The sequence below is a fragment of the Oleiphilus sp. HI0080 genome (genome assembly GCF_001635135.1).
In genome coordinates, this window is sequence record NZ_LWFU01000997.1 from 1 (window position 1) to 14,670 (window position 14,670).

General features: G+C 45.8%; 14 protein-coding genes. 6 read left to right on the forward strand and 8 right to left on the reverse strand.

Annotated features, from left to right (window positions below):
- Positions 1-400 precede the first annotated feature (400 nt).
- The 4 genes from A3751_RS19005 to A3751_RS19020 all read right to left on the reverse strand — a co-directional run bounded on the left by A3751_RS19005 (position 401) and on the right by A3751_RS19020 (position 3,496).
- On the reverse strand, positions 401-1,843 hold the full coding sequence (locus tag A3751_RS19005; protein ID WP_068458570.1) for a sigma-54 dependent transcriptional regulator: 1,443 nt from the start codon (positions 1,841-1,843) through the stop codon (positions 401-403).
- Positions 1,844-2,041: 198 nt separating this feature from the next.
- A complete protein-coding gene (locus A3751_RS19010; protein ID WP_068458571.1) occupies positions 2,042-2,341 on the reverse strand; it encodes a hypothetical protein in 300 nt (99 codons plus the stop codon).
- A gap of 2 nt (positions 2,342-2,343) precedes the next feature.
- Entirely contained in the window at positions 2,344-2,922 is a 579-nt protein-coding gene (locus A3751_RS19015) for a YceI family protein (protein WP_068458572.1), read from the reverse strand.
- Positions 2,923-2,959: 37 nt separating this feature from the next.
- Positions 2,960-3,496 (reverse strand): cytochrome b, encoded by a 537-nt coding sequence (locus A3751_RS19020; protein ID WP_197466511.1) that lies wholly within the window; start codon positions 3,494-3,496, stop codon positions 2,960-2,962.
- Positions 3,497-3,636: 140 nt separating this feature from the next.
- On the opposite strand from A3751_RS19020, the gene A3751_RS19025 reads away from it, so the two are divergent.
- From A3751_RS19025 to A3751_RS23920, 3 genes are all read left to right on the forward strand, one after another.
- A complete protein-coding gene (locus A3751_RS19025; RefSeq protein ID WP_068464312.1) occupies positions 3,637-4,725 on the forward strand; it encodes a flavin reductase family protein in 1,089 nt (362 codons plus the stop codon).
- Positions 4,722-5,840 (forward strand): acyl-CoA desaturase, encoded by a 1,119-nt coding sequence (locus A3751_RS19030; protein WP_231876938.1) that lies wholly within the window; start codon positions 4,722-4,724, stop codon positions 5,838-5,840. Before A3751_RS19025 ends, A3751_RS19030 begins: the two co-directional genes overlap by 4 nt.
- Positions 5,841-6,010: 170 nt before the next feature.
- Positions 6,011-6,754 (forward strand): sterol desaturase family protein, encoded by a 744-nt coding sequence (locus tag A3751_RS23920; protein WP_197466512.1) that lies wholly within the window; start codon positions 6,011-6,013, stop codon positions 6,752-6,754.
- Between the two features lie 20 nt (positions 6,755-6,774).
- On the opposite strand, the gene A3751_RS19040 is transcribed toward A3751_RS23920, so the two are convergent.
- The 4 genes from A3751_RS19040 to lptF all read right to left on the reverse strand — a co-directional run bounded on the left by A3751_RS19040 (position 6,775) and on the right by lptF (position 10,974).
- Complete coding sequence (locus A3751_RS19040) at positions 6,775-7,377, reverse strand: MarC family protein (RefSeq protein ID WP_082863382.1); 603 nt, start codon at positions 7,375-7,377, stop codon at positions 6,775-6,777.
- A 70-nt stretch (positions 7,378-7,447) separates the two neighbouring features.
- Positions 7,448-8,680 carry a DUF6160 family protein gene (locus tag A3751_RS19045; RefSeq protein ID WP_068458575.1) on the reverse strand — a complete coding sequence of 411 codons (1,233 nt, stop codon included), beginning with the start codon at positions 8,678-8,680 and terminating at the stop codon, positions 7,448-7,450.
- A 132-nt stretch (positions 8,681-8,812) separates the two neighbouring features.
- Positions 8,813-9,874, reverse strand: coding sequence for an LPS export ABC transporter permease LptG (lptG, locus tag A3751_RS19050; protein WP_082863383.1), 1,062 nt, complete (start codon positions 9,872-9,874; stop codon positions 8,813-8,815).
- Complete coding sequence (gene lptF, locus A3751_RS19055) at positions 9,871-10,974, reverse strand: LPS export ABC transporter permease LptF (RefSeq protein ID WP_082863384.1); 1,104 nt, start codon at positions 10,972-10,974, stop codon at positions 9,871-9,873. Before lptF ends, lptG begins: the two co-directional genes overlap by 4 nt.
- Positions 10,975-11,093: 119 nt before the next feature.
- Between lptF and A3751_RS19060 the strand changes: the two genes are divergently transcribed.
- From A3751_RS19060 to A3751_RS19070, 3 genes are all read left to right on the forward strand, one after another.
- Positions 11,094-12,575, forward strand: coding sequence for a leucyl aminopeptidase (locus A3751_RS19060; protein ID WP_068458576.1), 1,482 nt, complete (start codon positions 11,094-11,096; stop codon positions 12,573-12,575).
- Positions 12,576-13,025: a DNA polymerase III subunit chi gene (locus A3751_RS19065; protein WP_068458577.1), complete on the forward strand. Its 450-nt coding sequence runs from the start codon at positions 12,576-12,578 to the stop codon at positions 13,023-13,025. It begins immediately after the preceding gene.
- 91 nt (positions 13,026-13,116) lie between these two features.
- Positions 13,117-14,670 (forward strand): valine--tRNA ligase (locus A3751_RS19070; protein ID WP_068458578.1); only part of this gene is annotated, 1,554 nt, incomplete at its 3' end.

The window sequence follows — 14,670 nt, forward strand, 5'->3', positions numbered from 1 at the left end:
ATGGATGCACGGCATCTAACTTTAGAACCTTTGATGCTGGCAGCTCATCATCAACTCGCTCAACGGCCTTTTGCAAACCGACTCCAGTCGCGGAAGAATGCTTTGCAGAATAGGTTTCTTGATACTTAGTACTGCTGGTCCGAGCCATTGCGATTCTCATGTTCGATTTAAAAGCTAATTCGAATGAATATCAGCAGAAAGTAGGCCAAAACAATTTAATGCATATAAATCAGTAGCTTAATATATTTAATTAACGCACCTTATTAAGTAGAGTGACAATTTATTGTCATAAAAAAAGCCAGGCATACCTGCCTAGCTTTAGGTGTCGGTTTTTTGTCAGGGATTTTTGTTAGAACTTCATCTCTGCAAAAACAACCGCAATGCAACAATCAAGCAGTGTTTAGCTACTCAAATCATACTTCCGCACTTTCTCAACCAGAGTTGTTCGACGAATCCGCAAACGCTCTGCTGCGCGCGCAACAACACCAGATGACTCATCAAGCGCTTGTCGAATAAGCGATTTCTCCAAACTCGCCAAGTACTCTTTTAGGTCTATACCATTGATAGGCAGCAGCGCCGGTGAGTCAACACCAGCAAGACCACGAACTTGTGTTGCTGTATCCTCGCTCTCAAGAAATTCGTCTTCAACCTCAACATGGCGATACTTCTGTGGCAACTCTTTCACACCGATCACATCATAAGGGTGCATAATTGCTAAGCGCTCAACGAGGTTTGCCAACTCACGGACGTTTCCGGGCCACTCGTGACGACATAAACTCAAAATTGCTGCGGAGTTAAAGCGAATCGAGCCACGTTTTTCTGTCTCCATTCGAGAGATCAACTCATTGATCAACAACGGTATATCTTCTTCTCGCTCTTTTAGCGCGGGCATTTCAATCGGGAAGACATTCAAACGGTAGTATAAATCCTCCCGAAATGTTCCCTCTTCGATCATGCTCTCGAGGTTTTTATGTGTTGCCGCAATAATCCGAACATCCGTAGGAATTGTTTTTGTCCCACCAACACGCTCATAGGTCTTTTCTTGCAATACCCGCAAGATTTTAACTTGCATATTCAGAGGCATATCCCCTATCTCATCGAGAAACAAGGTTCCGCCTTCAGCTAACTCAAATCGGCCGGAGCGCGCGGTAATTGCACCGGTAAATGCTCCCTTTTCATGGCCGAACAATTCGCTCTCAAGCAGCTCCGCAGGTATGGCGCCACAATTAACGGGAACAAAGGGCTCGTCGCGACGATGAGAATTGTAATGCAGGTTTCGAGCAACGACTTCTTTACCCGTTCCAGACTGACCAGTAATTAAAACACTGACATCTTTGTCCGCTACTTGCCCCATCAGTGAACGCACCTCTTGAATAGTGCGACTCGTTCCAACAAGACTACGAAATAGCTCTGCTTCACGCTGATGGCCACGCTTGCTCGTTGCGGAAAATTGATCGCGATACAGTTGAGCACGATAAAGACTGTCTATCGTCTTATTGTATTCCAATGGCCGCTCAAGATTCGCGATCACTTTCTTCTTCAAAACGTCGTCAAGATCAAGCTCAGACGCGTCACCAATTACTAACACGGGAACGGCATCATTTGCCTCGTCCAGTTGAGCCACAATATCGCTGGCAGCGTCAACGGCCGCATCCAGCACCACGGCTCCGGCTTGCGGGGTAGCTGTCGCATCATCAAGATTTAGTAGACTCTGGTGGTCAGCACTCCAATCACTTGAACCTGCAGAAACGACAGTTTCACCAAGGAAATTCAAAATAACGGTAATATCACGAAGCACATCATGATCATCACTGATGACCAAAACGCTCGTATCCTGAGACATGGAATAAAGCCCTTTATTATCGCCTTCAAGAAGATTGAAGACCTGTTATTTAGGAACGCTTAAGATTGCGAATTTATTGGTCTCAATTAAAGCCTTAACACGGCAATTAGTCAATAAAACGTCATTAACCCTTAGAAATAAAAAAAACCGACAAAATTGTTCAATTTTTTGTCGGTTTTAGATATAACTAAGCGCCAATTATTTTGTGGACTGATTCGAGGTCTGGTAGGCCTTGATACCTTTTTGCTTTGTTTTCATACCACGAAGCTCAGTAGCGAGCCCGTCCCGAAAAGTACTCACGTAGGCGGTTAGATTGTCATAGATACCTGACAGCTTATGCAACTGCTCTGGCTTCAATGCCATCTCCTCCTGCCTGTTAGCACCAAGGTAGGATCTAATTTCCTCATCGATCAAGGCAATGCCTTCGATATCCTCAGCCTCTATGAGCGCTCGCACGCGAGTATCAAGATCGATCAGATCAAGATGGCTTGAGGTCATGACTACTTCTTAATCCCTTCAACAGAAAGAATCATCTCTACGTCCTGAGATAAGGGACCTAGGTCTCGTAAAATATTGAAATCTTTCATACGAAATTTAGTGCGCCCCTCAAAGCCAACACGATAGCCACCCCAAGGGTCTTCGCCCATGCCGACTCGATCGACATCGAGAACAATCTCTTTCGTTACGTCCTTCAAAGTGAGATTGCCATAGACCTTAGCTTTGTCCTCTGAAACCACTTCTACCCGCGTACTCACAAACTTCGCCGTTGGAAACTGCTCTACATCAAGAAACTTGTCGCCGCGTAGGTGTTTATCTCGCTCCGCGTGGTTTGAATCAACGCTAGGCGTCTGAATATCGACCGTAATTGCGGCTTTTTCCGGGCTAGCAGGGTCATAACTGAACTCGCCAGAGAAGTCATTGAAGCGACCATACAGCCAACTATAACCAAGATGCATTACACGAAACTGTACGAAAGCATGCGCTCCCTTTGTGTCAATCACGTAATCCGCCGCATTTGCGGACGCAACCGTCAGCGAAAGCATACACACACCAATGAAACGATTTACAAAATTCCTCATGCTCTTCCTCTCTATTTTGAAGTAAAAACTTAACTTTCTAGTCTAAGCCTAACATACGCTTTAGCACCCGATCACGATCAATAAAATGATGCTTCATTGCAGCCAACGCATGTAGCCCCGCCAAAAACAGTATGGCCAACCCAGCCCGCTCATGCCACACACCTGCCACATCTTCTTGATTATCGATAAGAGCACCTGGCGAAGCGACATCAAACAAATCGAAAAATGAAACCGCCCGGCCATCGGCCGACGAAATTAGAAATCCGCTAACGCATATCACAACGACAAGTCCATATAGTCCGAAGTGAACAGCGGTGGCAGCCAATCTATTAAATCTTTTTGGCTCTTGATTCTCCGGAGCTTTCGTGGACAACCTGACTCCAACCCTCAAGACCATCAGCAACACAACCAGAAGTCCAAAGGACTTGTGCCAGAAGGGAGCGGACTGATACCAAGGATCGTAGTAATCCAAGCCAACCATGTAATCACCCAAAATGTACAAACCAACGATGATTAGCGCCATCAGCCAGTGCAAAACAATAATGGATATTGGCCAATTTGAAACCTTACGCACAACGAAATACCCCAACCTAGCAATCAAAACATTGAACAAATGCTAGACAAGTCGGCGCTAATTTGAAATGATAATTTGAGATAACAGTTGTTAGCTCAATTTCAACTGCATTTTTTATGTAAGCAACCTCAGGCAAGACCGTGTTAAACAACATACAAAGAACAGCGAAATCGTTAAGCAATTATCTTGAGCCCGTTATTGGTCTTATCGCACCCGACTATCGAACCTCAGGAATAAAAACGCGGATAATCGGGATACGAGAAGAAGGGGCAGGAATGTTCACCCTTACCCTAAAGCCGAGTTCTTTGGCTTCCTTTAGTTACCAACCAGGACAACACATTCCTATCCAAATCGAGATTAATGGCCGCGTTTACCAGCGTACATTCAGCATTTCAAGCGCATGGAGACAATGGAAAAAGTCATCGACCATTGAAATAAGCATTAAGCGCGCCCCTCAAGGTCTGGTCACTAACTGGATACCAAACAACCTAAAAAAGGGACACATTGTGCGCATCGGAGAGGCGCAGGGATCATTTGTTCTTTCACCTAAACAGCGGCGACAAACTAATGCGTTTGTGGCTTGTGGCAGTGGCCTTACGCCCATCTTATCGATATTGGAATCGCTATCAGATGCGCAGCTTAGTAGCCAACACCTTCTCTACTCGGTATCACACGAGCCCGAAGCCCCATTCAAAAATCGCTTACAAACGTTAGCAAATAAAGGGCTCAACCTATTGATTTTGGAATCCTCATCACAAGGCAGAATCAAGAATGACACCTTAGAAGCATGGCTCAGTGAAATCCAAATAGAGAGCGCATATGCCTGCGGGCCATCTGGCCTTTCCCAGCATATTCACGACCTCTTTATTGAGCGCAGCCAAAGACTTGGCCACGCAACGCCTAAATTTTTTACAGAATCATTTGGTTTCGCAAACGCATCAGCGAGCTCCGACGTAACGCTCTCATTTAAGGACGCCAACGGTCGCTTAATCATGTCCAAGCAAAAGAACGGAACGTTACTAGAGAACGCTGAAAAAACCGGCCTAAACCCTGTCTATGGATGTCGTGCCGGGATCTGTCACCAATGCATCGCTCAAAAGAAGAGCGGTCGCGTTAGAAACCTTAAAACAAATCAAATCTCTGATGCTGGAAAAGAAGATATCCAGCTTTGCATATGCGTCGCCGAAACTGATTTAGAACTCACTATTAATGAACGGACAGTGCAATGAGCAACTCAACGATGAAACGTATTGACCCTGTTAAGCTAGAGCAATTCGCGCAACAACTTGAAATTTTAAAAGCTGACACCCTAAAGCGCATCGGCGAAAAAGATGCCCGCTACATTAGAAGACTGATTGGCTTTCAGCGCTTACTGGATATCACGAGCCGTATACTGATACCGGTAGCCTTTTTGTTTTTCAGTGGACCAATGATGTACCTGCTGGCGGCCGTTGGTACCATAGGTCTAGGGGTATCAAAAATTCTCGACAATATGGAGATCGGCCACAACGTCATGCATGGCCAATATGACTGGATGAATGATCCAAACATCAACTCCAGAAAGTTTGATTGGGACAATGCGGGCGATTCCGATTCATGGAAACGCTATCACAATCACGAACACCATACGTATACTAACGTATTTGGAAAAGATCGTGATTTCGGCTACGGGCTACTAAGGTTAAGTAACGACCTACCTTGGAAGCCAAAAAACTCGTGGCAGATACTTACCTATCTGAATTTGAGTTTTTTGTTTGAATGGGGAGTCGCGTACCATGAGCTTGCGGGTGAACGCATTTTTGCAGGCAAAAAAAAGAAAGATAGCTCTTTGCCTATTTCGCGACTTGAGCTCAGAAATGCGTTTTTCAAAAAAGCCGGCAAGCAAATCTTCAAAGATTATATACTTTACCCTTTGTTGTTTTGGCCTGTCGCTCTACCCGTTTTAGTATGCAGTATTCTGGCGAATATAATTCGAAACTTGTGGACATCGAGCATCATTTTCTGCGGACACTTCACGGAAGATGCGCAGGTATTCTACGAGTCGGATTTAGAGAACGAGGCCCGAGCAGACTGGTATTACCGACAAATACTTGGCTCATCAAATATTCAAGGCTCCAAAGCTTTCCACATACTAAGCGGCCACCTGAGCTGTCAAATTGAGCACCATTTATTCCCGGACATTCCGGCGCCTCACTATCGAGAACTAGCACCAAAAGTTGAGGCCCTTTGCCATGAATACGAGATACCCTACAATACAGGAAGCTTCTGGCATCAGTACGTAACTGTTGTAAGTAGAATACTGAAATACTCGTTTCCAGAACCAAGACAGCAAGCAAAAGCGTAAAGTTTCTCAGCAAGCACCATCAATACATAAGGCAGAACTTTATTACAACGGCATTCGCTACCAATTCAAATCAAGCAACCGGCCTCGCTGAGGCCTTTAGTCTTTATGAAGTCCTCAGCTCTAGTGAGGGTCCTATAAGGCTTGCCGTGTTCGCCTTCACCTTGATGGTAATGATAATACTTGAACACGCTCTGCCCGCACGAAGGTATTCAGGCAACGCACTCAAACACAACCTAGACAACCTCCTTTTAGGTGCGAGTGGCACGATACTGTTGCGACTTGTACCTGGAATTTTAGCTGCGCACTTAGCGCTGCAGAATGAACTCTGGCAAATAGGTATAAGCTACAGCCTAGACCTTCCACAATCTTCACTATTGCTCATTGTATCTGCAGTCGTCTTTCTAGATTTTTGCATCTATTGGCAGCACAGGTACTTTCATTACAACAAGTATCTATGGCGACTGCATCGAGTCCATCACAGCGACACAATGCTTTCAGCATCAAGCGCCCTTCGTTTTCACCCGCTAGAAATACTGCTGTCAATGCTAATCAAAAGCGCCCTGGTACTCGGCCTAGGCATTCCTTTCGTCGCGGTGGTGCTGTTTGAGATTTTACTGAATGCTTGCGCGATTTTTAATCACACTAATATACGACTTCCCAAAAGGTTTGAACAAATATTTCGCAGACTAGTAGTAACGCCTAGCATGCATCGAATACATCACTCGACCGACCTCGTTGACAGCAACCGGAATTTTGGATTTTGCTTAAGCGTTTGGGATCGTGCATTCAATAGCTACGCGCCACTCAACAGCAGTGGCATTAACAATTTCGTTATGGGAGTAAAAGAAGTAGAAAAAACAGAATCAGAAGGCTTAGCGTCACTGATCACTCAACCCTTTAAGCAGCAGCGATAACTCAACCGCAACAATCCAAACTAGTGCTGGACAACAAAATCATTAATCCCATCCATCACAAACTGAATAGCAAGTGCTGCTAATAGAACGCCTAAAAACCTCCTAAGAACCTCATCGCCTGTTCGGCCAATCACTTTCTTTACGGGTAAAGCGGCACACAAAGCAAAAAATGTGATCGCACCAACAACTAGCGTGGCCAGCACAACACTCAGTGCGTTCTCGTTCGCATCCGCACTCGAATACAACAAAACAGCCATAGTCAGAGATCCCGGCCCTGCAATCAACGGAACTGACATTGGAAACACAGACACATCTCCTCCAGCATCGTCAATCTTGTACTCAAGTTTTTGCGAAACCATGTGGAATGCTGAATAGAATAGAAGCAGCCCTCCTGCAATCCTCAGCGCCTCAATACTAATTCCTAGCTGAGCGAGCAGACTCTGACCATACCGAGCAAACACAACAATTAACAGCATACTTATCAATACTGCCTTTAACGCAATTTTGACACGCTGACGAAACCCTCTATCACCAACAAGCGCATTGAAGATCAACGCAGTTCCAATAGGGTCAATAATCACCAACATCGCTGTCATAGCATTCAAAAACACTAGACTATCCAATAGTCCCTTCCTCTTAAACGAAAAAACCCGCTTCAAACAAGCGGGTTTTTAACAGTAGTATGATTTCCAACTAGTGCGCAGAAATAACCCAGCGAGTATCAGACTCTATATCAGTCCAATACAACTCACCAATGGACTTATTCGTATCACCGAATGATAGATGTTTAATGTCCATATCGCCTTTAAAGCGCGTATTGATCGCTATGCCATCGACAAAATCTACGGTGCCATCTGATCTCATTTTTGGTACAACGTTTCTTACTGCATAAATCTCTCGTATAGAGTGCGCGAAATAAAACGAAGAGGTTCCATCCAATCCCGTTAGATCACCCCGTTTGTTATGAATCGCCATATCCCTGATCTGAACACCAGCGATATCAAGGTAAAACTCCATATCAGTAATCATGGTGTAGGCGCTCCAAGTGATCTTCGAGTTGGCATCACCCACCCCTGTGCTTGCAGCTAACTCTGCATCGTCAAACACACCATTACCATTAGAATCGACCGCACCGAACCCATTACCATTGTTACTAATGTGCAAGTCTTCCGGGCCGAGATAGCCTTTCATCTTTAATTGGCTGATAAGTGTAGTAGTGCCATTCGCACCTTCATGAAGACCCGTGTCATGGTTTCCATCTAGGTCGAGACCTCGACTACCCACATCATAGTCACTTCGAGCAATACCGATGGCATCAATCTCAAAACTGAAATCAACAGCATGCTCAGTCATCAACTCAAACGTTTCGTAATCATCAGTAGCAAATCGATCATTTACTAAAAACGTTGGCAGTCCACCCTCTTTTTGCCATGGATCTGTAATATCAAAATGAATAACTAGGTCGCCATCTCCGTAAGTTTTCTTACCATCGATTGCCAGGCCTCTTTTCGGGTCAAACCCGCCAGCAACAGCAGCAAAATCGTTGTCTTGGTTTCCTGCCTCGACATAGAGGTTTGCATAATCACGCATCTTAGAAAAACCATAATCCAACTCATTGTCTGTGCTCGGCGCCGTTCCGTCACCCGCAACATCGATTTCGAGGCGTAAGTTGTCTAGGTAGTAATCAGACGAAAATTCGTCATTTAGATCATGGCCGCCCATACGAAGGCCTTGCAAGAGAAGGAAACCGGCATCTTTGTATGCAAATTCACCAATTTCCCAACGAGATTCGACATCTATCGTTAAACCCGCCTGACCCGTTACTTCCCGTAACCTTTGGTCATCAAGCTTAATTACTTCAGCTGATAGCCCTGTGGAGATTGCAGCTACTGCAAGCCCTAAGCCCAGCTTTCGGAATGTTTTCATTTTATTATTCTCCGAGATTTACTTGGCTGAAATACTACACATCCTTTCGAGCCAACCAAAAAAATCTTTACCCACTTCAAAATTAACAAATTTTGCAATGTATTTCAATTGGTACATTCAAACCAGCATCAACTAGGCGGCTCGACGAAGCATCACGATCCCCAGAAGAAAACACACTGCGATCGGTGCTAAACTTGCAATAATCGGTTCAAAGCCGAACACCATACTGGCCGGCCCCAGGAGATCTTGCATGTATTTAAATGACAAACCTACAACCAACCCCACGAAAACTCGCGTCCCCATCGCGACGCTTCTTAAGGGACCAAAAACAAAAGAAATCGCAATAAGCACCAAAGAAATCGTTGTTATCGGCTGCAATGCCTTCTTCCAAAAAGAAAGAACGTAAACACCACCATCAAGCCCCTGCTCTGACAGGTACGCTGCATACTTGAACAAACCACTCATCGAGAGATTGTCAGGCTTTACGATAAGTATACTAAGCAAAGCCGGCGTTAACTCCGTATGCCAAGGCATCAGCTCTTCTGTAGATGAGAACACCCGACGCTCTTCAAACTCGGTAATCTGAACATCAATTAAACTCCAGCCACCTTCATGATACAGAGCGCGCGCGGCGAACAAGCTTTTTTCCAAACGCCGCTGTTCACCATAATAGTTGATCGAGATACCATGTAGCGCGCCATTTGGCTCAACAGCATTCACATGAATAAAGTTCTCACCCTCTTTATGCCAAAGCCCCTGGCTGTAAACGATATTAGATTGCGCACCTTGCTTTAGTGCCTTTGCACTTTGTGCGATCTTCTCAGTAGTGGGAGCAACATATTCGCCCAAAAGACCACCCAGTATCACAACCAAAATCACAGGTTTCATTGATGCCCAGACAATCCGACCCAATGAAACACCCGCCGCTCGAACAACCGTCAACTCACTGTTTTTTGCGAGTGCTCCGAGGCCGATTAAGCAACCCATAAAGGCGCCCAGGGGGAGATAATCATACACGCGGCGAGGCAAAGTCATCGCGATATAAATAGCAGCATCGACAACCCCATAATTATTTTTAAGATCTTCTGTTTCTGCAATGAATCCAAATACGATATCCAAGCTCAATACAACAAACATCACGACAGCGGTTGCGATTAGAACAGACTTAGCAACGTAGCGATCAATTATCCTCAACTGACCGCTCCTTTTGATCGTCTAAAGCTAAGCGCAACCTTCATTCTCTCTCTGAAAAACAGCAATGTCGCTGTCACAATAAAGACCAAGTGAACACCTAAAAAGGTAATCAAAGGGTCTACGTCGCCTTCTGAACTTTTCTTTTTTGCAAGAATGAGAAGCCCCAGATACAGAATATAAATCAACATAGCTGGCAAAAGATGCATAAACCGACCCTGCCGCGGATTCACCTTACACACCGAAACCGCAATCATAGCCACAATGGGTACGAGCGCAATCAAAGACAGTCGCCAGTACAGAATCGATTTTGACGCATCATCATTCATTGAGAGTAGCGTCCGGGTTGGTATCGCTTCCTCCTTCACTTTTCTGATCTCTGTGTCAGGCTCGGCAATCAAAACGCCATAAGACTCGAAACTTAATTCTCTATATGTTGCCTGACCAGGTGCGCCTTGATACTGACGCCCGTTTTGCAAAATCAAAAAACGGCTGCCCGTTTTTTCGTCAACCCGCTGCACACCCCGCTCTGCGTATAAAACGTTGGAACGCTCACTATCTGAGGTAGACTCGGCGACAAACACATCGTACATAACCTTTTTATCTTCGCTGAGACTTCCCGCGTATGTGACCCGATTACCAATATTGAGGTTTTGAAAGCGCCCAGGGACCAACAGATCGAAAGCAGTTTTACTGGCCTGCTCTGCAAATAACTGCTCAACCTTAGCCATCCCTTTCGGAGAAACATAAAGCGTTAAAGCAGCAACCGTAAGTGCAACAATACCTGCAATTATCCAAGTGGTACCGAGTAACTTTTTCTGACTATATCCACAGGCATGCAAAACCGTCATCTCACTCTCGAGATACATACGGCCATATGCAAGCAACACCCCCATAAAAAGACCTAGAGGCAAGATCAATTCTAGAAAACCAGGTAAGCGATATGCCATTACCAGAAAAAGAATGTCGGGCGAAATATTTCCGAGAGCAGCTTGCGACAAATACTTAATAAAACGACCACTCATAAAGATGAGCAGCAAAATAAATGTCACAGCCAACATCGAACCAAGCACCTGCCTGGCAAGGTAGGAAAAAATAATCAAATAAAGCCCCAAGTAACTGCGCTTTTCGTACTAGGATAGTACTAGTACGCTCTAAATATTAGTCAAAGCGCTTGTCGTCTCTTAAACTAGAGACCGTAATTTTTAAATAGGTGGGAATAATGAAATACAACTCTACAATCCGCAAGTTAAGTGAAATTAAAGCAGACGCATTATGCGCCTTCTGCTTCAGCAAAGCGGAATTGAGCGAAGCAAGCAAAGATCTAGACGACGCTTTGGAAGGTACTCTATCCAAGTCCCTTAAGCATATCGGTTTTAAGGGCGACGCTGGCTCGACAGCTACCATTACCCCTCTATCAGGAAAGGCCAAGCAGATTATCGTAGTTGGCCTCGGAGACAAGAAAGATCTAACCCTGTCTAGCATCAACAAGTCTCTCGATACGGCCGAGCAAAAAGTTCGAGAATTGAAACCCAAAACAGTCGCTGTTGATCTAACAATTACATCTGGCACGGCCGTTTCTGAAAATGCTCTTTGCGCGAAACTGATTGAGCGGTTAAATACCGGTGGGTACTTATTTGATACCTACAAATCTGATAAATCCAAGTCATCAACTATCAGTGACGCATGCTTTGTGTGCAGCAAAGATCAACAAAGCGCGGTCAAGAAGACAATTGCGTACACCGCGGCGCAAAGCCAAGGCGTGAATCTAGCCAAGGACCTAGGTAATGAGCCTGGAAATGTTTGCACCCCTACCTATCTTGCCGACATCGCAAAGGGACTGGCAAAAGAATATGCAAGCCTTAGTTGCAAAATACTTGAAGAAAAAGACATGGAAAAGCTCAATATGGGCGCATTTTTATCGGTGAGCAAAGGCAGCTCAGAACCTGGAAAAATGATTATTCTTGAGTATAAAGGTGGTGCAGCCAAATCAGCTCCTCATGTTCTGGTTGGCAAAGGAATCACCTTTGATACTGGAGGCATTAGCCTGAAGCCAGGCGCCAAAATGGACGAAATGAAGTACGACATGTGCGGCGCCGCAAGTGTTCTGGGCACGATGAAGGCGATTGCAGAAATAGCACCGAAGAAGAACATTATTGCGGTTGTCGCAGCGGCAGAAAACATGCCTGCAGGTCATGCATCCAAGCCTGGTGATATCGTGACCACAGCCTCAGGACAAACTGTTGAAATTCTGAACACCGATGCCGAAGGCCGCTTAGTGCTTTGTGACGCCCTGACATATGTCGAGCGCTTTAAACCGAAATCGGTAATAGACATTGCGACACTTACAGGTGCTTGCATTGTTGCTCTAGGCCACACCACCTCAGCCGTAATGAGTAATTCTGATGAGTTCGCCAATCTTCTAATAACATCGGGCACTGAGGCAGAAGACAAAGCGTGGCAACTGCCGATTTTTGAGGAATATCAAAAACAGCTAGACAGTCCATTTGCAGACATGCAAAACATTGGCGGCCCTGCCGCAGGCAGCATCACTGCCGCTTGCTTCCTAGCTCGCTTTACCAAGAAATATACATGGGCGCACCTCGATATAGCGGGCACCGCTTGGACCTCAGGCGGAACAAAGGGAGCCACGGGACGCCCAGTCCCCCTGCTACTCAACTATCTGGTAAACCATGCCAAATAAATGAACACTCGCACTGATCTATACATTGTTCGTGGAACCGAATTCACTGAGCTTGCACAACTAGCCTGCAAGCTCAGTGAAAAGATTCTGTCTAATCAGAATACTGCATTAATTTTATGCCACGACGACACTCAAGCTCGAAGCCTCGATGAGCAAATGTGGTCCTTTAAGGATGCGGCCTTTCTCCCGCATGAGCAACGTACCTCTCCGAACAAGGACTATCCCATTGCGATTAGTACTCTTCTGCTGCATGAAGCAGCAGGAAAAAAACAGGGTGAAGACGCAGATGCGCTCATATACTTGAGCCCGTCTCTTCTCCAAATAGAGCCAAGGCATTCTCGACGGCTTATTTTAGTTAATAGCGAGGAAAGCAACCTTAGCAAGGCTCGAAGCCTATACAAGAAATTAAAAACGGCTGGCGGCGAAGTGCATTACCACGATCTTCGATAAAGCCACTTCCAAGCTACACTGTTAGCCTTTGCACATATATAATGCCCGCCTTCTTCTAAATGATCACCACATAGTAGCGAATAGACCTAACATGGAAAAAACCTACCAACCCAGTGAAATTGAACAATCTTGGTACGAACAATGGGAAGACCAAGGATATTTCAGGCCTAGCGGTCATGGCGATGCCTACTCAATTATGATTCCGCCGCCGAACGTCACTGGTAGCCTGCATATGGGTCATGCATTCCAAGACAGCATCATGGACGCACTTATTCGGTACCACCGGATGAAGGGCAACAACACGTTATGGCAGGTAGGTACCGATCATGCCGGCATCGCCACTCAAATGGTGGTAGAACGTAAGATTGCTGCCGAGGATGGCAAAACGCGTCATGACATGGGACGCGAAGCATTCTTAGACAAAATTTGGGAATGGAAAGAACATTCGGGCGGCACCATCACAAAGCAGCTTCGACGTCTTGGTGCATCGGTAGACTGGGACCATGAGCGGTTTACCATGGACGATGGTTTCTACAAGGCCGTTCAAGAAGTATTCGTTCGATTATACAAAGATGACCTGATCTACCGCGGAAAACGCTTGGTAAACTGGGACCCTAAACTACATACAGCCATCTCCGACCTAGAAGTTGAAAACAAAGAAAAGCAAGGTCACATGTGGCATTTGCGCTATCCGTTGGCTGACAATGCAACCACGAGCGAAGGCAAAGACTACATAGTTGTTGCAACCACACGTCCGGAAACAATGCTCGGCGATACTGGCGTGGCGGTCAACCCAGAAGATCCAAGATACAAAGCGCTCATTGGTAAAGAAATCGCCCTACCCTTGGTTGGCCGCCGCATACCAATCGTAAGCGACGAGCATGCCGATATGGAGAAAGGGACTGGCTGCGTAAAAATCACGCCAGCACATGACTTCAACGACAATGAAGTCGGCAAACGCTGCGCTCTCCCAATGATCAATATTATGAGTAAAAACGGCGAGATTCTGCATCAAGCAGAAGCGTTTGATAACTCAGGCCAATCATTAAGCGATATCGATACGACGATACCAGAAGCTTTCCGAGGCCTTGAGCGATTTGCCGCACGTAAAGCGATCATTGCCGCATTCGAAGATGCAGGCCTTCTTGAGAAGATCGATGAGCACACGCTTATGGTACCTTATGGAGACCGCTCAGGTGTTGTCATCGAACCCCTACTAACCGACCAGTGGTTTGTTCGCGCTGGGCCACTTGCAGAACCAGCGATTAAAGCCGTTGAAGACGGCGATATCCAGTTCGTACCCAAACAGTATGAAAACATGTACTTCTCCTGGATGCGCGACATTCAAGACTGGTGCATCTCGCGCCAACTTTGGTGGGGGCATCGCATCCCGGCCTGGTACGACAAAGAAGGCAATGTATATGTTGCCCGCACCGAAGCAGAAGCGCGCTCTGCAAATGGAATCCCAGCAGATGTAGAGCTCTCTCAAGACGAAGATGTGCTGGACACATGGTTCTCTTCCGCTCTTTGGACATTCGGTACCCTAGGCTGGCCAGAAGCGACAGAACGCCTCAAAACATTCCACCCTACCGATGTTTTGGTGACGGGCTTTGATATCATCTTTTTCTGGGTAGCGCGCATGATC